The sequence below is a fragment of the Streptomyces sp. NPDC051173 genome, from assembly GCF_040689515.1.
GTDB lineage: Bacteria > Actinomycetota > Actinomycetes > Streptomycetales > Streptomycetaceae > Streptomyces.
The window spans coordinates 107599-128593 of the sequence record NZ_JBFBBD010000010.1 but is presented as its reverse complement, the minus strand read 5'-3'; the positions used below and the strand labels follow the sequence as shown (position 1 = coordinate 128593).

The following is a 20995-nucleotide window of genomic DNA, read 5'->3' as shown; positions in this document are numbered from 1 at the left end:
CGCAAACTCCCCCAGCTAACGCTGGGAGGTGCCCCCAGCGGGCTGGATGCGGCTGATGTGCGCCGTTTCAGCCCGCGACGACACCCCCAGCGAGGAGCCTCCGCCCCAGTCGGCGGACGGCGGACGCCGTTCCGCGGGCCGTGTCTTCCGCGCCGCCGTGACGAAGGGGCGAGCCCGGCGCGCCCCCGGCGCGCGGACGCGAGACGATCAGTGCGTGGAACTGACTCTGCTCGGCACCGGAGCCCCCGACGGGCTGCCGCGCCCCGCCTGCCCCTGCGCGTCGTGCGCCACCGCCGTCGGTGACGACGCGCGGGCCGCGACCGCGCTGCTCGTCGACGGGGCGCTGCTCCTGGACCTCACCCCGGGCCCGGCCTTCGCGGCCGCGCGGGCGGGGCGGTCGATCGCGGGGGTGCGGCAGGTGCTGCTCTCGCACCCGCACGACGGGCCCTCGGTCGAGTTCCCCGCGGGGCTGCCCGCGCCGGTGCGGGTCCCGGACGGGCGCGAGCTGTCGCTGATCAGCGGGCACAAGGTGCGGGCGGTGGCCCTGGACTCCCCGGGCACCGGCTACGAGGTGACGTCCCCCGAGGGCGAGCGCCTGCTCTACCTCCCGCCGGGCGGCTCCCCGGCCGGGCCGGTGGGGGCGAAGCCGTACGACATGGTGCTGCTCGACGTCGCCGGGCGGCCCGACGCGCTCGCCCGGCTGCGCGGCGCGGGCGCGGTCGCCGCGACGACCGACGTGCTCGCCGTCCACCTCGACCACGACGTGCCGCCGGGCCGCGAGCTGCACCGGCGGCTGGCCGCCGCGGGCGCGCGGGCCGTGCCCGACGGCACGACGCTGGTCGTCGGCGACTACCACGCGGTGCCGGACCTGCCGCGCCGGACGCTCGTCCTGGGCGGTGCCCGGTCGGGCAAGTCGGTGGAGGCGGAGCGGCGGCTGGAGTCGTTCCCCGACGTGCTGTACGTGGCCACCGGCGGCACGCGGGAGGGCGACGCCGACTGGGCGGCCCGGGTGGCCCTCCACCGCGAGCGCCGCCCGGGTTCCTGGCGTACGGCGGAGACCTGCGACCTCGTCCCCCTGCTGGCCGCCGACGGCCCCCCGCTGCTGATCGACTGCCTGTCGCTGTGGCTGACCGACGCGATGGACTCCGTCGGCGCCTGGGACGACGCGACGTGGTCGAACGGCGGCTCCGCCGCGCTCGCCGCCCGGGTGGACGCCCTGGTGGCGGCCCTGCGCGCGACGTCCCGCACGGTGGTGGCCGTCAGCAACGAGGTCGGCTCGGGCGTGGTCCCCGCGACGTCCTCGGGCCGCCGCTTCCGCGACGCGCTGGGCCGGCTCAACGCGGCGGCCGCGAGCGAGTGCGAGCAGGTGGTGCTGGTGGTGGCGGGACAGCCGTTGCCCCTGCGCTGACCTGTGCCGGGAGCCCTCCCGCCGGCCTCCGCGGCGCCGGGCGCGGGGCGAACTCCGGCACGGCGGCGGGAAAGCACGGCGCACCCGCAGGGATACCCCCCGCCCCCACGGGTAGTGTTGCGCGGATGAGCGGTCTGAATCTTGATGACTTCGCCACCCTGATCGAGCGCCCCGACCCCGGCGTCCGCAGGGATGCCGAAGCGCGGCGGGAGCGCCTCGCGCCCCGCCCGGGCGCCCTGGGCCGGCTGGACGAGCTGGGCGAGTGGCTCGCCGCGGCGCAGGGCTCCGTACCGGTCAAGCCGGTCGAGCGGGTCACGGCGCTGCTGTTCGCGGGCGACCACGGCGTCGCGGAGCTGGGTGTCTCGGCGGGCCCGAAGGGGGGCGCCCACGAGCTCGTACGGGCGGCCCTGGACGGGCGGAGCACCGGGGCGGTCCTGGCGCGGCGGGCCGGCGCGCGGCTGCGCGTCGTCGACATGTCGGTGGACTGCGACCCGGCCGGACTGCCCGAGGAGGTCACGCGGCACCGCGTGCGCCGCGGCTCGGGCCGGATCGACGTCGAGGACGCGCTGACCGCCGAGGAGGCCGAGGCGGCGTTCCGCGCGGGCATGGCGATCGCCGACGAGGAGGCGGACTCGGGCACCGACCTGGTGGTCCTGGGCGACCTCAGCGTGGGCGGCACCACCGCGGCGGGCACCCTGATCGGCGCGCTGTGCGGCACGGACGCCTCCGTGGTCACCGGCCGGGGCGGCGCGGGCATCGACGACCTGGCGTGGATGCGCAAGTGCGCCGCGATCCGGGACGCGCTGCGCCGGGCCCGTCCGGTGCTGGGCGACCAGCTCCAGCTGCTGGCGGCGACCGGCGGCGCGGACCTCACCGCGGCCACGGGTTTCCTGCTGCAGAGCGCGGTGCGCCGGACGCCGGTCATCCTCGACGGGGTGGTCTCGGCGGCGTGCGCGCTCGTGGCACAGCGGGTGGCGTTCCGGGCGCCGGACTGGTGGCTCGCCGGGCAGTCGAGCGGCGATCCGGCCCAGGCGAAGGCGCTCGACAGGATGGCTCTCAACCCTTTGCTCGATCATGGCGTCACAGTGGGCGAGGGGACAGGGGCGCTGCTCGCACTGCCATTGGTGCAGGCGGCCGCGGCCCTGGCGGCGGAACTCCCGGAGCGTGACTGACGGGCCTCTGTGACCAGGGGTCCGTCCGACGCCGGAATTCCACCGTAGAAGGTGCCCCATATGCTCACTTTTCATGGGAGAAGCTCGCTTGACTCCGGATGAGGGAACGCCGACCGGCAGCGTCTGGCCGCGGCGTTCCGCCACGTTCGCCGTGTGGTATCTGCGCGTGGTCACGTTCGTCAATCTGCTCAGCGCGGTATGGGTGTCGTTCGGGGCGGACATCCGACGGCACAACGTCGACGAGTTCTTCACCCCCTATCTGCTGACGGCGGGCTTCGCGTCGGCGCTGTGGTCGTTCGTCATGGCGGTCACCCTGCGCCGGCGCAAGCGCGCCTCGTGGATCCTCAACCTGGTGCTGTCCGGGCTGTTCCTGGTCTTCATGGCGCTGCTCATGACCGACCGGCAGTTCAGCAGGCACGGCCTGAACTGGTTCTCCCTGGTGATGACCGGCCTCTTCGTGGCCGCGCTGATCACGGGCCGCCGCGAGTTCTACGCCAAGGGCGACCGCGCCAACCCCAGGCTCGCCTCGCTCGTCGCGGCGGGCGGCCTGCTGGTCACCTCGCTGATCGCCGGGCTGCTGGTGACGGCCACCAACGAGGCCGCCGACGCCTACCGCTCCACCTTCTGGGACCGCTGGCTCTACGGCTTCATGCGGCTGATCTCGATCTCCGTGGACGAGGACCGCTACCCGGGCGTCTCCACGCCCTCCTGGGTGAACGTCTTCATCAACGTCATGAGCACGGTCCTGCTGCTGCTCGTGGTGTACGCGGCCTTCCGCGCCCGGCGCGCCACCGACCCGCTCACCGGGGAGGACGAGGAGCGGCTGCGCGCCCTGCTCGCCAAGCACGGCGACCGGGACTCGCTCGGCTATTTCGCGCTGCGCCGCGAGAAGAGCGTCATCTGGTCGCCCAGCGGCAAGGCGGCGGTCACCTACCGGGTGGTGGGCGGGGTCTCCCTGGCCTCCGGCGACCCGATCGGCGACCCCGAGGCGTGGCCCGGTGCCATCGAGCCCTGGCTGACCGAGGCCCGCGAGCACGGCTGGAGCCCGGCGGTGATGGGCGCGAGCGAGGAGGGCGGCACCATCTACGCCCGGCACGGCCTGAACGCCCTGGAGATCGGTGACGAGGCCATCGTGGACACCGGCGAGTTCACGCTCGACGGGCGCGCGATGCGGACCGTGCGCCAGGCGTACAACCGGGTCAAGCGCGCCGGCTACGGCGTCACCGTCAGGCGCCACGAGGACATCCCCGAGGCGGAGATGGCCGAGCTGCTGCGGCGCGCCGACGACTGGCGCGACGGGGCCACCGAGCGCGGCTTCTCCATGGCGCTGGGCCGGCTGGGCGACCCCGGTGACGGCCGCTGCGTGATGCTGGAGTGCCACGACGGGAACGGCGAGCTGCGGGCGCTGCTGAGCTTCGTGCCGTGGGGCCCCAAGGGCCTGTCGCTGGACCTGATGCGGCGCGACCGGGACTCCGAGAACGGCCTGATGGAGTTCATGGTCATCGAGCTGCTCCAGCAGGCCAAGGGGCTCGGCATCACCCAGGTGTCGCTGAATTTCGCGATGTTCCGGTCCGTCTTCGAGCGGGGCTCGCGGCTGGGCGCGGGCCCGGTGCTGCGGATCTGGCGCTCGCTGCTGAGCTTCTTCTCCCGCTGGTGGCAGATCGAGTCGCTCTACCGAGCAAATGCGAAGTACCGCCCCATCTGGGAACCTCGTTTCATGCTGTTCGAGAAGAGCAGCGATCTGCTGCGGATCGGGATCGCGAGCGCCCGGGCCGAGGGCTTCCTGGAGGCCCCGGGGCTGCCGAAGTGGCTCAACCGCAAGCACCTGGAGAGCTCGCGATGAACCGCGCGGCGCTGCGTCGCGCCGCGTACACCGAATGGGGTCCGCTCGTCGGCACCGTCCGGCGGGCCCTCGCACGCCGGAAGCTGCGCGCGATCCCGATGACGCTCACGGCCGTGGTCCTGACCTCGGTCTTCCAGCTGGTGCAGAACCAGCCCTGGGGCTTCCAGCCGGTGCAGAAGCTGGGGTCCGTGCAGGCTCAGCTGCCCTGGTGGCTGGCGCTGCTGCGGACCCCGCTGTCGCTGTTCGTCCCCGCGCTGGACCTGCCGGTGTGGGGCGCGCTGGCCCAGATCCTGCTGGTCTTCGGCATCGCGGAGATCTGCCTGGGCAGGTGGCGCACGCTCGTCATCGCGTACGTCGCCACGCTCGCCGGGACGATGTACGCGCGGCTGGCCATCCACATCGGGCCGGACTCGGTCCTCGGCCTGCCGCCGGACGCCGCCAAGGTCATCGACACCGGGCCCTCGGCCGCGGTGGTGGGGCTGGCGGTGTACGTCTCCTGGCGCTACCGGGCCTGGTTCACCTGCGCCACGGTGGTGCTGGCCATGGTGGCGGAGGCGGTGATCAAGCCGAATCTGGCGGGCAAGGAGCACATGGCGGCGGTCCTGGCGATGCTCGTGCTGTGCGTCGCCGACGAGGTGCGCAGGCGGCGCAAGCCGGGCGACGACGCGTACCAGGAGGGCGGTCAGCGGTCCGGGGCGCCCGCCAGCAGGTCGTGAAGGCGGTTGCGCACGGCGGCCCAGCGCGCGTCGTGGCGGTAGGCGCGCACCCGGGCCCGGCGGCGGGCCCGTGGGCGGTGGCGGTAGAAGCGCCGCGCCCACGGTGACCCGGGCCGGGCCAATCGCACCGCGCCGACCAGCGCCACCAGCGGCACCACGCAGCCGATCACGGCGATCCGCGGCTTGCCCTTGGCGAGGGCGAAGAGGGCGATCACGAAGTTGGTCACGAAGTTGGTGATCACGATGCTGCGGTTCTGGAGCTCGTCCGGGGTCAGCTCGTTGACGCCGAACGGCAGGAAGCCGGAGAGCACCAGCCCGACCAGGGCCGCCGTCATCACCACGACCTCGACGCTCTTGCGGCCCTGCTCCGTCCAGTAGACGTCGTCCAGGTGCAGGACGAGCGCGAACTCGTCCAGCACCAGCCCGGCGCCGGTGCCGAAGAGGACGGCCGAGACCGAGGCGCCGAAGCCGTGCCGGCCCTCCGCGACCGCCCCGAAGCCGCCGACGACCATCAGGACGATGCCGGGCACCACATGGTGCACGTGCAGACCGCCGGGGCTGATGTTGCGGAAGGGCCCCCGGCCCGCCCGGATCAGCCGGGTGATCACCCGGGTCACCAGGAACGTCATGACGAAGGCGGTCAGCGCGAGCAGCAGGGGCAACTTGCCCGGTTCGACAATGTTGCGCGCCCACCAGTAGCCCATGGATCTCCTGCTCCCGAACGCCTCTCACCAGCAAACCTACTGCTCCGAGAGGGCGGGGTAGGGTGCCCGCGATGACCGACACGACTTCAGCCCGCGCGACGCCCGGCGAGGCGCTCCGGTTCGCCTTCGGCACCCTGACCGTCCTGCCCGTGCGGGTCACCCGCTGGGACCGGGCGGCGGCGCGCGGCGGCATGCTCGCGGCGCCGCTGGCGGGGCTGGCCGTGGGCGTCGCCGCGGGTGCGGTGGGGCTGCTGTTCCTGCTGCTCGGCACGGGCGCGCCGGTCGCGGCCGTGGCCACGGTCGCGGTGCCCGCGGTCCTCACCCGCGCCCTCCACCTGGACGGCCTCGCGGACGTCGCCGACGGCCTGGGCAGCGGCAAGCCGGCCGAGGACGCGCTGCGCATCATGAAGCGCTCCGACATCGGGCCCTTCGGCGTCGTCACCCTGCTGCTGGCCCTCCTCGGCCAGGTGGCCGCGCTCGCCTCGCTCTACGCCGCGTCCCCGGCCCGGGGCGCGCTCGCGGCCGCCACGGCCGCCCTCGCCGCCCGCTGCTCGCTGACCCTCGCCTCCAGGACCGGCGTCCCGGCGGCACGGCCCGAGGGGCTGGGCGCGGCGGTGGCGGGCGTCGTACGGACCCGGTCCGCGGCGGTCGTGGCGGTGGCGGTGGTCTGCGCGGCCGCGGGCGCACAGTGGCAGGCCGGGCCGTACGGCGCGCTGCGCGCGGGGGTCGCGGTGGCGCTCGCCCTCATGGCCGGTGAGCTGCTGCTACGCCACTGCGTACGCCGCTTCGGCGGGGTGACGGGCGATGTCTTCGGGGCCCTCGCGGAGACCTCGGCGACGGCGGCCCTGGTCGTCCTGACCATGGGCTGAGCCTGGGCTGGAACTGGTCTGGCCCTGGTCTGCCCCTGGTCTGACTGGTGGTCGGCGCCCCGCGCGCCCGGCGGCGTTCGCGGCCGAAGAAGGACCCCACCGGGAGGCCGCACCCCGGCATCGCACAGGAGACGCATACGATGCGCAGGGTGCGGCCGGCCCACCCATCGGCCGAGGAACTCAACGGAAGTAGGGACCCCACCACCGTGTCTGCTCTGACTCTCAGCACATCCAGTGCGGCGACGCTCCGCGCGGACGCCATCGTCATCGGCGTGGCCAAGGGCCCCAAGGGCCCCGTCGTCGCGCCCGGCGCCGAAGCCGTGGACAAGGCGTTCGACGGAAAGCTCGCCGCCGTCCTGGAGACCCTCGGCGCCACCGGCGGCGAGGGCGAGACGACCAAGCTCCCCGCGCCGTCAGGGCTGAAGGCCCCGCTCGTGCTGGCGGTCGGGCTGGGCGACGCCCCGGCCAAGGACGAGGGCTTCGCCCACGAGGCCCTCCGCCGCGCCGCCGGCTCCGCGGCCCGCGCGCTGACAGGCGTCAAGAAGGCCGGGTTCGCCCTGCCGGTGGAGGACGCCGAGGCGGCCGCGGCCGTCGCCGAGGGCGCGCTGCTCGGCGCGTACTCCTTCACGCCGGTCGACGGCAGCAGCAAGAACGCCGACAAGTCCGGCAGGAACGCGCAGCTCGGCGAGATCGCGCTGCTGGGCGCCAAGCCCCGCGACAAGGCGTTCAAGGCGGCCGCCGAGCGGGCGACCGCGCTGACCGAGGAGATCAACCGGGCCCGCGACCTGGTCAACCTCCCGCCGAACGACCTCACCCCGAAGGTCTTCGCCGCCACGGCCCAGGCCGCAGGCAAGGAGCACGGCTTCAAGGTCGAGGTGCTGGACGAGAAGGCGCTGCTCAAGGGCGGCTTCGGCGGCATCATGGGCGTCGGCCAGGGCTCCGCCAACCCGCCGCGGCTGGTGCGCCTCGGCTACACCCACCCCAAGGCCGAGAAGACGCTCGCGCTGGTCGGCAAGGGCATCACCTACGACTCGGGCGGCATCTCGCTGAAGGCGGCCGGCCACAACGAGACGATGAAGTGCGACATGGCCGGCGCCGCCGCCGTGTTCGCCGCTGTCGTCGCCGCCGCGCGGCTCGGCCTGCGGGTCAACGTGACCGGCTGGCTGGCGCTCGCCGAGAACATGCCGTCCGGCACCGCCACCCGCCCGGGTGACGTGCTGCGGATGTACGGCGGCAAGACCGTCGAGGTCCTCAACACCGACGCCGAGGGCCGTCTGGTCCTGGGCGACGCCCTGGCCCGCGCCTCGGAGGAGAACCCCGACGCGATCGTGGACGTCGCCACCCTGACGGGTGCCATGGTGCTCGCGCTCGGCAACCGCACGTTCGGTGTCATGGCCAACGACGACGCGTTCCGCACCTCGGTGTACGAGATCGCCGAGGAGACCGGCGAGCAGGCGTGGCCGATGCCGCTCCCGGGTGAGCTGCGCAAGGGCATGGACTCGCCCGTCGCCGACTTCGCCAACATGGGCGAGCGGATGGGCGGCGGCCTGCTCGCGGGCATCTTCCTGAAGGAGTTCGTGGGCGAGGGCATCCCGTGGGCCCACCTGGACATCGCCGGTCCCGCGTACCACGAGAGCGCCCCCTTCGGCTACACCCCGAAGGGCGGCACGGGCTCCTCGATCCGCACCCTGGTCCGCCTGGCGGAGCACACCGCCGACGGCGACCTCGGCTGAGCCGGATCGGACTCGCGTACGAAATGTGCGGCCCCGAGCGTTTCGCCCGGGGCCGCCCGGCATTCGTTCGCCCGTAACGAAATCCACACTCCGTACGCGCGAGTAACCCCCGAAGGTGACGCATCAGTCTCCTCGGAGCCCCCGCCCGGCGTCCCGTCGTCCGTCAACAAGTGCGAAGATGTTGTCTCGGCAGGACAGGGCCCCATTGACCCAGGGCCGAAGCAAAAGCGGCCGAACAACAGCCGCCGCCCGGTCAGAGACGACCGGCTCCGGCGTATTCCATGCATGGAGGACGTGACGTGGCGAACGACGCCAGCACCGTTTTCGACCTAGTGATCCTCGGAGGCGGTAGCGGCGGTTACGCCGCTGCCCTGCGCGGAGCGCAGCTGGGTCTGGACGTCGCTCTGATCGAGAAGAACAAGCTCGGCGGCACCTGCCTGCACAACGGCTGCATCCCCACCAAGGCGCTGCTGCACGCCGGTGAGATCGCCGACCAGGCCCGCGAGGCCGCGCAGTTCGGTGTCAAGGCCACTTTCGAGGGCATCGACATCGCGGGCGTCCACAAGTACAAGGACGACGTGATCGCCGGCCTGTACAAGGGCCTCCAGGGTCTGGTCGCCTCCCGCAAGGTGACCTACATCGAGGGCGAGGGCCGCCTGTCCTCCCCGACCTCCGTGGACGTGAACGGCAAGCGCATCCAGGGCCGCCACATCCTGCTGGCGACCGGCTCCGTGCCGAAGTCGCTGCCGGGCCTGGAGATCGACGGCAACCGCATCATCTCCTCGGACCACGGCCTGACCCTGGACCGCGTGCCGAAGTCCGCGATCGTCCTGGGCGGCGGCGTCATCGGCGTCGAGTTCGCGTCCGCGTGGACGTCCTTCGGGACCGACGTCACGATCATCGAGGGCCTCAAGCACCTCGTCCCGGTCGAGGACGAGAACAGCTCCAAGCTGCTGGAGCGCGCCTTCCGCAAGCGCGGCATCAAGTTCAACCTCGGCACCTTCTTCCAGAAGGCGGAGTACACCGCCGACGGCGTGAAGGTCACCCTCGCGGACGGCAAGGAGTTCGAGGCCGAGGTCCTGCTCGTCGCCATCGGCCGCGGCCCGGTCTCGCAGGGCCTGGGCTACGAGGAGCAGGGCCTCGCGATGGACCGCGGCTACGTCCTGGTCGACGAGTACATGCAGACCAACGTGCCGACGATCTCGGCCGTCGGTGACCTCGTCCCGACGCTCCAGCTCGCGCACGTCGGCTTCGCCGAGGGCATCCTGGTGGCGGAGCGACTGGCCGGTCTCAAGCCCGTGCCGATCGACTACGACGGCGTGCCCCGGGTGACGTACTGCCACCCCGAGGTCGCCTCCGTGGGCATCACCGAGGCCAAGGCCAAGGAGATCTACGGCGCGGACAAGGTCGTCGCTCTGAAGTACAACCTCGCGGGCAACGGCAAGAGCAAGATCCTCAAGACCGCGGGCGAGATCAAGCTCGTCCAGGTCAAGGACGGTGCCGTCGTCGGCGTCCACATGGTCGGTGACCGTATGGGTGAGCAGGTCGGCGAGGCCCAGCTGGTCTACAACTGGGAGGCGCTGCCCGCCGAGGTCGCGCAGCTCATCCACGCGCACCCGACGCAGAACGAGGCTCTCGGCGAGGCCCACCTGGCCCTGGCCGGCAAGCCGCTGCACGCGCACGACTAATTCCCGAGCGCACCACCATCCGCACTACTCGTAAGGAGCAACCGCAACCATGGCGGTTTCCGTAACACTGCCGGCGCTCGGCGAGAGCGTGTCCGAGGGCACCGTCACCCGCTGGCTCAAGGCCGAGGGTGAGCGTGTCGAGGCCGACGAGCCGCTGCTCGAGGTCTCCACCGACAAGGTCGACACCGAGATCCCGGCCCCCGCGTCCGGCATCCTGGCCTCCATCAAGGTCGCCGAGGACGAGACGGTCGAGGTCGGCGCCGAGCTGGCCATCATCGACGACGGCACCGGTGCCCCGGCCGAGGCTCCGGCCCCGGCCGCCGCCGAGGCCCCCGCCGCTCCGGCCGAGGCTCCCGCCCCGGTCGCCGAGGCCCCTGCCGCCCCCGCCGCCCCGGTCGAGGAGGCCCCCGCGGCCTCCGGTGCAAGCACCGGCTCCACTGGAGCGGCTGACGCCGCGCAGCCTTCTGGTGCCGCCGAGGGCACCCCGGTCGTGCTCCCCGCCCTGGGCGAGTCCGTGACCGAGGGCACCGTCACCCGCTGGCTCAAGGAGGTCGGCGAGACCGTCGACGTCGACGAGCCGCTGCTCGAGGTCTCGACCGACAAGGTCGACACCGAGATCCCCGCCCCGGTCGCCGGCGTCCTGCTGGAGATCGTCGTCGGTGAGGACGAGACCGCCGAGGTCGGCGCCAAGCTCGCCGTCATCGGTGCCGCGGGTGCCGCTCCGGCCGCCGCCCCGGCCCCGGCCGCTCCGGCCCCCGTCGCCGCCCCGGCCCCCGCCGCTCCGGCTGCCCCGGCTCCGGCTCCGGCCGCCGCCCCGGCTCCGGCCCCGGCCGCTCCGGCTCCCGTCGCCACCCCGGCTCCGGTTGCCGCCCCGGCCCCGGCCGCGCCCGCTCCGGTGGCCGCGCCCGTCACCCCGGCCCCGGCCGCCGCTGCCGCGACCGACGGCGCTTACGTCACCCCGCTGGTGCGCAAGCTCGCCGCCGAGAACGGCGTGAACCTCGCGGGCGTCCAGGGCACCGGTGTCGGTGGCCGCATCCGCAAGCAGGACGTCATCGCCGCCGCCGAGGCCGTCAAGGCCGCGCCGGCTCCGGCCGCCGCCCCCGCCGCCGCGCCGAAGGCCGCCGCCGCGGCCCCGTCGCCGCTGCGTGGCCAGACGGTCAAGATGACCCGCATGCGCAAGGTCATCGGCGACAACATGATGAAGGCGCTGCACGGCCAGGCGCAGCTCACCTCCGTGGTCGAGGTGGACATCACCAAGATCATGAAGATGCGCGGCAAGGCCAAGGACGCGTTCGCGCAGCGTGAGGGCGTCAAGCTCTCCCCGATGCCGTTCTTCGTCAAGGCCGCCGTCCAGGCGCTGAAGGCCCACCCGGTCGTCAACGCCCGGATCAACGACGCAGAGGGCACCATCACCTACTTCGACTCCGAGAACGTCGGCATCGCCGTCGACTCGGAGAAGGGCCTGATGACCCCGGTCATCAAGGGTGCGGGTGACCTCAACATCGCGGGCATCGCCAAGAAGACCGCGGAGCTGGCCGGCAAGGTCCGCTCCAACAAGATCACGCCGGACGACCTCGCCGGCGCGACCTTCACAATCAGCAACACCGGCTCGCGCGGTGCGCTGTTCGACACGGTCATCGTGCCCCCGAACCAGGTCGGCATCCTGGGCATCGGCGCGACCGTCAAGCGCCCGGTGGTCGTCGAGACCCCCGAGGGCACGGTCATCGCCGTCCGCGACATGACCTACCTGTCGCTCTCCTACGACCACCGCCTGGTGGACGGCGCCGACGCGGCCCGTTACCTGTCGGCCGTCAAGGAGATCCTGGAGGCCGCCGAGTTCGAGACCGAGATCGGTCTGTAGTCCTCGTCTCCCCCAGGGCAGCCTGAAGGGCGCGGCCCCGGTCCCGTACTGCGGTACGGACCGGGGCCGCGCCCTTCGCCGTCGGCGCGGCTTTACGCTCCCGAAACCAGCCGGGCCGCGAGCGGCGTCCACCTCCCGGGAATAATGACGTCCGGTCCGACCCGGGCCCGCCCCTAAGGAGCCCCCATGGCCACACCCGTCGTGCATTCGCTGCGTGAGCAGATCCGCGAGCACATCCTCGAGGGAATCATCAGCGGCCGCTGGCAGCCGGGCGAGCGGATCGTGGAGCGCCGGATCGCCGCCGAGCTGTCGGTGAGCCAGACGCCCGTCCGGGAGGCCCTGCGCGAGCTGGAGTCGCTGCGGCTGATCGAGTCGGTGCCCAACAAGGGCGTACGGGTCCGTGGCCTCACCGCCACCGACCTCAAGGAGAGCTACCCCGTGCGGGCCGGCCTGGAGCGGGTCGCGGCCGAGCTCGCGGCGCCCGTGCTCGCCGAGGACGACTCGGCGCTGCGGCCGGAGGTGGACGCGCTCTACGCCGCGGACCGCTCGGGCGACGGCGAGGCGCAGGTGCGGCACACGGTGGCCTTCCACAGGGAGATCGTCAGAGCGGCCGGGAACGCCGTCCTGCTGCACACCTGGGAGTCGCTGGGCATCGAGGTGTGGACGACCCTGTCGATCCGCTGGCTGAGCCCGGAGCCCCGGTCCTACGCCGAGGACCACGCGGAGATCGTGGAGGCGTTCAAGCGGCGCGATCCGGACATCGGCGAGCTGCTGAAGACCCACGTCCTGAGCTGCGCACCGCGGATCTGACCCCCCGGTCTCCGCTGCACGGGAAAGTTTTTCCGCACCCGGCATTGATCGATCATCGATCAGAGGCGTATCGTCTCCACGGGACGCATCGCGTCCCGGCATCCGGTCCTTCCGGTGCGAGCCCCGCCATGGCGCCCTGTCCTGTGACATGGCGAGGCTCGACGGTGAGGGCAGGACTCCGTGCGCCTTCCATGCCCTGGCCGACGCGCGGAGTCCTGTCGTCGCCGCGACCACCGGGCCGCCGGGAACCGTAACGCCGGTGCCGCTGGGCATGATGAACGCATGCGCGCGGCCAGGCTGATCAAATTGGTGCTGCTCCTCCAGTCCCGGACGTCGATGACGGGTTCCGAACTGGCACGGCAGCTGGAGGTCTCGGAGCGTACGGTCGCCCGGGACGTCCTCGCCCTGTCCGAAGCGGGCGTCCCCGTCTACGCCGACCGCGGCCGGTCCGGCGGCTATCGCCTCATCGGCGGCTACCGCACCCGGCTGACCGGTCTCGGGCGCACGGAAGCGGAAGCGCTGTTCCTTTCCGGGGTCCCGTCCGCGCTGCGCGAGATGGGCCTCGCCGACGCCGCCTCCGCCGCCCGCCTCAAGGTCTCCGCCGCGCTCCGGCCGGAGCTGAGCGACGCCTCCGCGAGCGCGGCCCAGCGCTTCCACCTGGACGCCCCCGGCTGGTGGCAGCCGGCCGACCCTCCCGAGCTGCTGCCCGCGATCGCCGACGCGGTGTGGGACGACCGCCGGCTGACGGCCCGCTACCGCAGACGCGACGCCGAGGTGGAGCGGGACCTCGACCCGTACGGCCTCGTCCTGAAGGCCGGGGTCTGGTATCTCGCGGCCCGCGCGGGCATGGACTTCCGGGTCTACCGCGTGGACCGCTTCACTGCCGTGACCGTCGGCGAGGAACGGTTCCTCCGCGCCGAGGACTTCGACCTGCCGGTCTTCTGGGAGGACCGGTCGGCGGAGTTCACCCGGTCGCTGCTGCGCGACGAGGCCGTGCTCCGCCTCACCCCGGAAGGCGCCCGCCGCCTCCCCCACGTCACCGACCGCACAGCGGCCCGCGTGGCGGTCGAGGCCGCGGGCCCGCCGGACGGACAGGGCCGGATCACGGTCACCCTGGGCGTGGAGTCGCTGGAGGTCGCCTACGAGCAGTTGCTCGCCTTGGGCCCGGAGGCCGAGGTGCTGGCCCCCGGGCCACTGCGTGAACGGTTCGCCTCGGCGGCGGCGCGCGGCGCGGATCTGTACGGAGCGGATCTGTACGGGCCGGAGCGCGCGCCCTAGCGGTAGTCCTCCACCGACCCCTCCTTGCCGCCGAGGGCCACGTCCGTGATGTACGCGAAGGCGTCCGGCCGCGAACCGTCCGCGTCGGTGAACCCGTACTCCCGGGCCAGCTCGCCGCTGGAGACGGACGCCCCGTTCCAGCGGGCCTTGTCCGGGTCGGCGGCGAGGTGCGCGACCGCCCGCCCGACGAGCACCGGTGACTCCGAGATCGCGAAGTGCGGGTCCTTGCGCACCCCGTCGCGCCACGTCTCCTCGGTCACCCCGAAGTGGTCGAGCATCGCCTCCGACCGAAGGAAGCCCGGCGTGAGGGAGAGGGCGGTCCCGCCGTACTCCTTCAGCTCTTCCGCGAGGCCCCGCGCCATCCGGATCGGCCCGTACTTCGCGAGGTCGTAGAAGAGGTTTCCGCGGTAGGTCGCGTTGAACTCCTCCGTGCCGTCGGTGACCTCGACGACCAGTCCCCCGGGCCGCCGGATCAGCAGCGGCAGCGCATAGTGGCTGGTGATCGCGTGCGTCTCCAGGGAGAGCCGCAGCATGCGCAGCCCTTTGCCGAGATCCACGTCCCAAACCTTCGTGTCGAACTCGATCAGGTGATCGCCGCCCCAGACGTCGTTGACGAGCGCGTCCAGCCGTCCCTGCTCGCGGTCGATCCGGTCGACGAGCGCCTTCACCCGCTCCGGCTCCAGATGGTCGGTGGGCACGGCTATGCCGGTCCCGCCCGCGGCCGTCACCAGCTCCGCCGTCTCCTCGACGGTCTCCGCCCGCCCGACCTCGCTGCGGCGGCCGCGCGTGGTGCGGCCCGTCGCGTAGACGGTCGCCCCCGCCTCGCCGAGTGCCACCGCCATGGCCCGCCCCGCGCCCCGCGTCGCTCCCGCGACCAGGGCGACCTTGCCCGCGAGCGGTCCGCCCGGTGCGCTCCGAGTGTTCACGTCCTGGTGTCCTTCCGTCGTACCCGATGTCCTGCCGGCCTTCGCACGGGGGACCCTGCCACCCAATCCGGACACCTTCTGTCGGGAATCGCGAGATCCCCTTCGGGCGACGCGCCGGTAACGACACGGCCGCATCCGGTCCGCTCCGCGTGCGACGCCCGGTGGTTGGCCCGATGCTGGTGCCGTGATGGACGAGACGGAGTTCTGGGAACTGATCGACGCCACGCGCGAGGCCGCCGAGGGCGACGCCGAGGACCAGGCCGATCTGCTGGTCGAGCGGCTGATGCAGCTCGACCCCGACGACGTGGTGGACTTCGCCCGGCACTTCGAGGCGCGCTACAACAGGTCCTATCTGTGGGACCTGTGGGGCGCGGCGTCCGTCCTGCTGAACGGCGCCAGTGACGACGCCTTCGACTTCTTCCGCTGCTGGCTCATCGGCCAGGGCCGGGAGGTCTTCGAGGGCGGCATACACGACCCCGACCACCTCGCGGAGCTCCTGGAGGACTTCGACGACGAGGTGGACGGCGACGGGGAGGATCTGGGCTACGCGGCCGACGAGGCGTACGAACAGCTGACCGGCGCCGAGACACCGGACCTCGCGCTGCCCGCCCCGCCGCGCGAACCCCTGGGCACGCCTTTCGACCTGGAGGACGAGTCCGTCCTGGCGGAACGCTTCCCCAGACTGTGGTCCCGCTTCAGGGAGCAGTGAGCCACCCGACAGGATGGGTACATGCGGATCGCGATCACCGGCTCGACCGGTCTCATCGGCAGGGCACTCGTACGCTCCCTCACCGAGGACGGCCATCAGGCCGTGCGCCTCGTGCGCCGCCCGCCGCGGTCCGCGGCCGAAGTGGAGTGGGACCCCGAGCGGCAGTGGGTGGACACCGACGGGCTCGCCGGGTGCGAGGGCGTGGTGCACCTGGCGGGGGCCGGCATCGGCGACCACCGCTGGACCGCGGCCTACAAGAAGAAGATCCGCGACAGCCGCGTGCTGGGCACCGCCGCCCTCGCCGAGGCCCTCGCCTCCCTCGACACCCCGCCGCGCGTGCTGGTCAGCGGCAGCGCGATCGGCGTCTACGGCGACACGGGCGACCGGCGGGTCGACGAGAGCACCCCGCCCGGCCACGGCTTCCTCGCCGACCTCTGCCAGGAGTGGGAGGAGGCGGCCGGGGCGGCGGCCGAGGCGGGCGTGCGCACCGTCTTCGCGCGCACCGGGCTCGTCGTGTCCCGCTACGGCGGCGCCTGGGCCAAGCTCTTCCCGCTCTTCCGGTGCGGCCTCGGCGGGCGGCTGGGCAGCGGCAGCCAGTTCTGGAGCTTCATCGCGCTGCACGACCACGTCGCCGCCCTGCGCCATCTCCTGGACACCGAGAGCCTGTCCGGGCCCGTGAACCTCACGGCGCCGATACCGGTCACCAACCGCGAGGTGACCGCGGTCATGGGGCGCGTGCTGCACCGGCCGACGCTGTGCACCGCGCCCGCGCCCGCGCTCAGGCTGGCGCTGGGCGAGATGGCCGGTGACGTGCTCACGAGCCAGCGCGTACTGCCGCGGCGGCTGCTGGACTCCGGCTTCTCGTTCGCCTTCCCGGACGTGGAGAGCGCCGTACGCGCGGCGCTGGCCGACACACGCTGAACACGGCCCCGGCGCGGCCCTCCGGAACGTGCGACCACCGTGCGACCGTGCTCTGTCCGTGCGCGACTGTTGTTGACCGAATTTCTCTCTACGGTCGAGGCAAATCGCGCATTGCCGCTGCCCGTTGAGGGCATCAGGCCCCAGAGCGAGCGGACCGACCCCAGGAGGGCACGTGCTCAGCAGCGCACGCGACACCGCACACGACGCCGACGTCGTCATCGTGGGGGCCGGCCTCGCCGGGCTCTCCGCGGCGCACCGGCTCACCGCCGCCGGGGTAACGGTCACCGTCCTGGAGGCCGCCCCTTACGTCGGCGGACGGATGACGACCGGCCAGGTCGACGGCTTCCGGCTGGACCGCACGGCACAGCTGCTCAACACCGCCTTCCCCGAACTGCTCCGCACCCCGGGCCTGGACGCGCTCACCCTGCGCCCCTTCGCCCCCGGGGTCCTGGTCCACGCCGACGGGCGCAACCAGCGCACGGGTGAACCGGGCCACAGCAAGCGCGCGTTCACCACGGCCCGCGCCTTCGCGACGGCCGCCCGCGCCTCCCGCGTCGGCGGCCTCGACCAGGCCCGGCTCGGCACCGCCCTGGCCCGGCTGGCCGCCCTGCCCGCCCACCGGGTGCTCGCCCGCCCGGACCGGCCCACCGCCGACACCCTCGCGGGGCGCGGCCTGCCGTCCCGCACGGTCGAGGGCTTCCTGCGCCCCCTGCTGGCGTCCCTGCTCTGCGACCCGGACCTCACGACGTCCAGCCGCTGCGCCGACCTGGTGCTGCGCGGCTACGCCCGCGGCCGCCTGTGCCTGCCCGAGGGCGGCGCGGACACCGTGCCCGAGCTGCTCGCCGCTCTGCTGCCGCCCGGCATGGTCCGTACGGGCGTGCGCGCCGAGGCCGCCTGCACCACCTCCGTCGGCACGGCCGGGCACGGCGAGTTCCGCTGCCGGTCGGTGGTCGTCGCCACGGGGGCCCGGGCGGCGGCGGAACTGATCCCGGGCCTGCGGATGCCGGGGTTCCACCCGGTGACGGTGCTGCATCACACCACCGCCGACTCACCGCTGCGCGAGGCGTCGCTGATCATCGCGGGAGGGCGCCGCGGGCCGGTCGCGCACACCATGGTGGCCAGCGAGGTCGACCCCACCCGGGCGCCCGCGGGCCGGGCCCTGATCACCTCGACGGTGCTCGGCGCCGCGGCCGGGCTGCCCACCGCCGAGCTGGACCGCGCGGCACGCGCCCAACTCGCGCGCGTCTACGGCACGTCCACCACCGAATGGCAGCTGCTGGCCGCCCACCACGACGCGGACGCCGTCCCGGCCATGCCGGCCCCGCACGACGTACGCCGCCCGGTCCGCCTGCTGTCCGGCCTCTACGTCTGCGGCGACCACCGCGACACCAGCACCGTCCAGGGCGCCCTCTTCTCGGGCCGCCGGGCGGCGCTGGCGGTCCTGAGGGACCTGGGCATCCGCGCGCCGCAGGACGCCGATGAATTGCAGGCAGCGTAGGGGCTCGGGGTCGGGTCGCCTCGCCGGCGGCGCGGGGCTGTGCCTATGAGCGGCCCCGCCGGACCAGGGCACCCCGTCAGGGGCGCGGGGCTGTGACCATGAGCGGCTCCGCCGCGTGGGCGCGACCAGCTACGGCGGGCCGGCAGCCGCCAACGGGGCTCACGCACCGCCCCGGTGGGCGCAACAGGGCCCGGGTGAAGCCCGAGGAAGCATGCGCCCGGGGCGCAGCCCCGGAAAGCGAGAGAGGGCCCGGGGGGGCACCCCCGGACCCCATACCTGCCCGCGCGGAAGCGCTAAAGCAGAGCCACCTTCTCCCGGTAGGCACGGACGGCGGCCGCGTCCCGGTACGGCTCCAGCCGCCGCTCGAAGTCCCGGACGTACTCCAGCGCCCGCACCGACCGCATCTCGGACGCCTGCGCCGCCGCCTCCGCGCCCAGCGCGCACGCCTGCTCCAGCTCGCCCAGCCCCAGCCGCGCCGTGGCCAGCACCACGCGGCAGAAGAGGCGGCTACGGGCGTACGCCGCGCTGCGCAGTTGCAGGGACCGCTCCGCGTGCTGTGCCGCGGCCCGGTACTGCTGGAGGTCGCGGTGACAGTGCCCGAACTCGTCCGCCAGCTGCGCCTCGTCGAAGAAGCGTGCCCAGTACGGCACTTCGTCGCCGGGCCGCGCGCTCTCCAGCGCCCGCTCGGCCCGCGCGAGCGACGCCGAGCAGGCCCGCACCTCACCGAGCACGCCGTGCCCACGGGCCTCGACCGCGTGCAGCAGCGACTGCACCACGGACGGCGCCCCCGAGCCCACGCCCTGCTGGGCGACCCGGGCCAGCTGCACCGCCTCCCGGCCGTGCCCGAGATAGACCGCCTGTCTGCTCATGGTCACGAGCACATAGCTGCCGTAGGGCCGGTCCCCCGCCGCCTGGGCGAGCCGCAGCGCCTGCACGAAATAGCGCTGCGCGAGGCCGTGGGCGGCGATGTCGTACGACGTCCACCCGGCGAGCCGGGTGAGGTCGGCGACGGCGCCGAAGAGCCGCCGCCCGGCCGCCTCGCCGTAGGTGCCGCGGAGCATCGGCTCGGCCTCGTGCTCCAGATAGCGCACCAGGGCCTGCCGGGCGTGCCCGCCGCCGTACGCGTGGTCGAGCGTCCGGAAGAGCTCGCCCACCGACCGCAGCGCCGCGATGTCGCCCATCGAGACCCGGCCGCCGGGCCCGCGCTCGGCGTGCCGCTGGCGCGGCGGCAGGCCACGGGACTGCGCGGGCACCCGGGCGGCGCCGTCCGTGACGGGCACGGGGGCCGCGCCGCGGGCCACGCGCTCGTCGGCCCGGCCGATCAGCCAGTCCCGGCTCGGCACCACCAGCCCCGCCGGGGTGAAGGCGATCTTCCGGAGCTCGGTGTGGCTGCCGGAGTCCTTCCGCCACAGGCCGCTGACGATGTCAATGGCCTCTTCCGGCGAAGCGGCGAATTCCAGCCCGGCGTACACCGGCGCACACGCGTCCAGCCCGAGATCCTGTGCGGACAGCCGTCGGCCGAGCCGCCGGGTGAAGACCTCGGCGATCAGCGCCGGTGTCGTGCCGCGCGGCTGCTGGCCGCGCAGCCACCGGGTGACCGAGGTCTTGTCGTAGCGGAGGTCGAGGCCGTGCTCAAGCCCTAACTGATCGACGCGCCGAGCCAGCCCTGCGTTGGAGAAGCCGGCCTCCGCGATCAATGCGGCGAGCTGGCGATTGGGGATGCGCTGCGGGGGTCGTTCCGTCATCAGCCTGCCGGTCTCCCTGATCGCGTTGTGGAACGGCGCGAACTTAGCGGCCGCGCAACGCCCCGATCGCCGCCTTCGCCCCGCATTCATCCGATCGTGTGAGGACAGATCAAATACGCATGGAAGGCGCCCCGGGGCCCCATGGGGGCCGGGTGGGGCCGACCGGCCGCCTGCGGCGCTGTCGGCGGCCCGCCGTACAGTGGCAAGGGCGTGAGTGACAGCGTGCGGAATCGCGTGAGACGGCGTGAGACGCGCGGGCGGCACCCACGGTGCACTGCAAGGTTCGAAAAGGTTCGAAGAGGAGCTGCCGTGAGTGAGCTGCGCTTTGTCCACCTGGGCTTCGGGGCGGACGCCGTCGAGTACCAGGAGGCGTGGCAGGAGCAGCGGCGGGTGCACGCGGCCAGGTTCGCGGACGAGGTCCCGGACACCTGTCTGCTGTTGGAGCACCCGGCGGTCTACACCGCGGGACGGCGCACGGAGGACAGCGAGCGCCCCCTGGATGGCACCCCCGTCGTCGACGTCGACCGGGGCGGGAAGATCACCTGGCACGGCCCGGGTCAGCTCGTCGGCTATCCGATCCTCAAGCTGCCGCGCCCGGTGGACGTCATCGCGCACGTGCGCCGCCTGGAGGAGGCGCTCATCCGCGCCTGCGCGGACTTCGGCCTGGAGACGACCCGGGTCGAGGGCCGCAGCGGCGTATGGGTGCTGGGCGACGCCCGGGAGGACGCCCCGGCGGCGGGCGGGCTGGAGCTGGACTTCGACCCGCGGCTCGCGGACGAGGAGTTCGACCCGCGGCTCAACGGCCCGGAGTACGCCCCCTCGAACGCCGGTCAGCGCGGCGAGGACCGCAAGATCGCGGCGATCGGCATCCGGATCGCCAAGGGCGTGACCATGCACGGCTTCGCGCTGAACTGTGACCCCGACAACACCTGGTTCGACCGGATCGTGCCCTGTGGCATCCGGGACGCGGGAGTGACCTCGCTCTCCAACGAGCTGGGACGCCGGGTGCCCGTGAGCGAGGTGGTGCCCGTGGTGGAGAAGCGGCTGCGAGAGGTCCTGGAGTCGGCGGAGCCCCTGCCGAGGGCCGTCTAGCGGTTACCCCGGGACACCCCGG

17 protein-coding genes are annotated in these 20995 nt (G+C 73.4%); 14 read left to right on the top strand and 3 right to left on the bottom strand.

Annotated features, from left to right (window positions below):
- The first annotated feature begins 214 nt into the window (after positions 1–214).
- The 4 genes from AB0435_RS09290 (at position 215) to AB0435_RS09275 (ending at position 5139) form a co-directional block, all read left to right on the top strand.
- The gene (locus AB0435_RS09290) at positions 215–1408 is read left to right on the top strand and encodes a bifunctional adenosylcobinamide kinase/adenosylcobinamide-phosphate guanylyltransferase (protein WP_366426557.1); all 1194 of its coding nucleotides are present in this window, start codon (positions 215–217) and stop codon (positions 1406–1408) included.
- 125 nt (positions 1409–1533) lie between these two features.
- Positions 1534–2580, top strand: a complete 1047-nt coding sequence (locus AB0435_RS09285; RefSeq protein ID WP_366006696.1) for a nicotinate-nucleotide--dimethylbenzimidazole phosphoribosyltransferase — start codon at positions 1534–1536, stop codon at positions 2578–2580.
- A gap of 73 nt (positions 2581–2653) precedes the next feature.
- Positions 2654–4423: a phosphatidylglycerol lysyltransferase domain-containing protein gene (locus AB0435_RS09280; protein WP_366426556.1), complete on the top strand. Its 1770-nt coding sequence runs from the start codon at positions 2654–2656 to the stop codon at positions 4421–4423.
- Positions 4420–5139, top strand: a complete 720-nt coding sequence (locus AB0435_RS09275) for a hypothetical protein (protein ID WP_366426555.1) — start codon at positions 4420–4422, stop codon at positions 5137–5139. The genes AB0435_RS09280 and AB0435_RS09275 overlap by 4 nt, the downstream gene beginning before the upstream one ends.
- Here AB0435_RS09275 and AB0435_RS09270 read toward each other — a convergent pair.
- A complete protein-coding gene (locus AB0435_RS09270) occupies positions 5106–5843 on the bottom strand; it encodes a hypothetical protein (protein ID WP_366006700.1) in 738 nt (245 codons plus the stop codon). The genes AB0435_RS09275 and AB0435_RS09270 overlap by 34 nt on opposite strands.
- Before the next feature lie 71 nt (positions 5844–5914).
- On the opposite strand from AB0435_RS09270, the gene AB0435_RS09265 reads away from it, so the two are divergent.
- The 6 genes from AB0435_RS09265 (at position 5915) to AB0435_RS09240 (ending at position 14082) form a co-directional block, all read left to right on the top strand.
- Positions 5915–6712, top strand: a complete 798-nt coding sequence (locus AB0435_RS09265; RefSeq protein ID WP_366006701.1) for an adenosylcobinamide-GDP ribazoletransferase — start codon at positions 5915–5917, stop codon at positions 6710–6712.
- Between the two features lie 206 nt (positions 6713–6918).
- On the top strand, positions 6919–8445 hold the full coding sequence (locus tag AB0435_RS09260) for a leucyl aminopeptidase (protein ID WP_366426554.1): 1527 nt from the start codon (positions 6919–6921) through the stop codon (positions 8443–8445).
- Positions 8446–8744: 299 nt separating this feature from the next.
- Complete coding sequence (lpdA, locus tag AB0435_RS09255) at positions 8745–10133, top strand: dihydrolipoyl dehydrogenase (RefSeq protein WP_366426553.1); 1389 nt, start codon at positions 8745–8747, stop codon at positions 10131–10133.
- Between the two features lie 49 nt (positions 10134–10182).
- Positions 10183–11994: a 2-oxoglutarate dehydrogenase, E2 component, dihydrolipoamide succinyltransferase gene (sucB, locus tag AB0435_RS09250; RefSeq protein ID WP_366426552.1), complete on the top strand. Its 1812-nt coding sequence runs from the start codon at positions 10183–10185 to the stop codon at positions 11992–11994.
- A gap of 186 nt (positions 11995–12180) precedes the next feature.
- A complete protein-coding gene (locus AB0435_RS09245; RefSeq protein WP_366006705.1) occupies positions 12181–12804 on the top strand; it encodes a GntR family transcriptional regulator in 624 nt (207 codons plus the stop codon).
- A gap of 282 nt (positions 12805–13086) precedes the next feature.
- A complete protein-coding gene (locus AB0435_RS09240; protein ID WP_366426551.1) occupies positions 13087–14082 on the top strand; it encodes a WYL domain-containing protein in 996 nt (331 codons plus the stop codon).
- On the opposite strand, the gene AB0435_RS09235 is transcribed toward AB0435_RS09240, so the two are convergent.
- A complete protein-coding gene (locus tag AB0435_RS09235; protein ID WP_366006707.1) occupies positions 14079–15008 on the bottom strand; it encodes an SDR family oxidoreductase in 930 nt (309 codons plus the stop codon). The genes AB0435_RS09240 and AB0435_RS09235 overlap by 4 nt on opposite strands.
- 187 nt (positions 15009–15195) lie before the next feature.
- On the opposite strand from AB0435_RS09235, the gene AB0435_RS09230 reads away from it, so the two are divergent.
- The 3 genes from AB0435_RS09230 (at position 15196) to AB0435_RS09220 (ending at position 18136) form a co-directional block, all read left to right on the top strand.
- Entirely contained in the window at positions 15196–15717 is a 522-nt protein-coding gene (locus AB0435_RS09230; protein ID WP_366006721.1) for a DUF4240 domain-containing protein, read from the top strand.
- A gap of 21 nt (positions 15718–15738) precedes the next feature.
- On the top strand, positions 15739–16638 hold the full coding sequence (locus AB0435_RS09225; protein WP_366006708.1) for a TIGR01777 family oxidoreductase: 900 nt from the start codon (positions 15739–15741) through the stop codon (positions 16636–16638).
- A gap of 172 nt (positions 16639–16810) precedes the next feature.
- On the top strand, positions 16811–18136 hold the full coding sequence (locus AB0435_RS09220) for an NAD(P)/FAD-dependent oxidoreductase (RefSeq protein WP_366426550.1): 1326 nt from the start codon (positions 16811–16813) through the stop codon (positions 18134–18136).
- A gap of 293 nt (positions 18137–18429) precedes the next feature.
- On the opposite strand, the gene AB0435_RS09215 is transcribed toward AB0435_RS09220, so the two are convergent.
- Complete coding sequence (locus tag AB0435_RS09215) at positions 18430–19881, bottom strand: regulator (RefSeq protein WP_366006710.1); 1452 nt, start codon at positions 19879–19881, stop codon at positions 18430–18432.
- Positions 19882–20190: 309 nt separating this feature from the next.
- Here AB0435_RS09215 and lipB point away from each other — a divergent pair, with 309 nt between their 5' ends.
- A complete protein-coding gene (gene lipB / locus AB0435_RS09210; RefSeq protein WP_366426549.1) occupies positions 20191–20973 on the top strand; it encodes a lipoyl(octanoyl) transferase LipB in 783 nt (260 codons plus the stop codon).
- The last annotated feature ends 22 nt before the right edge of the window (positions 20974–20995 follow it).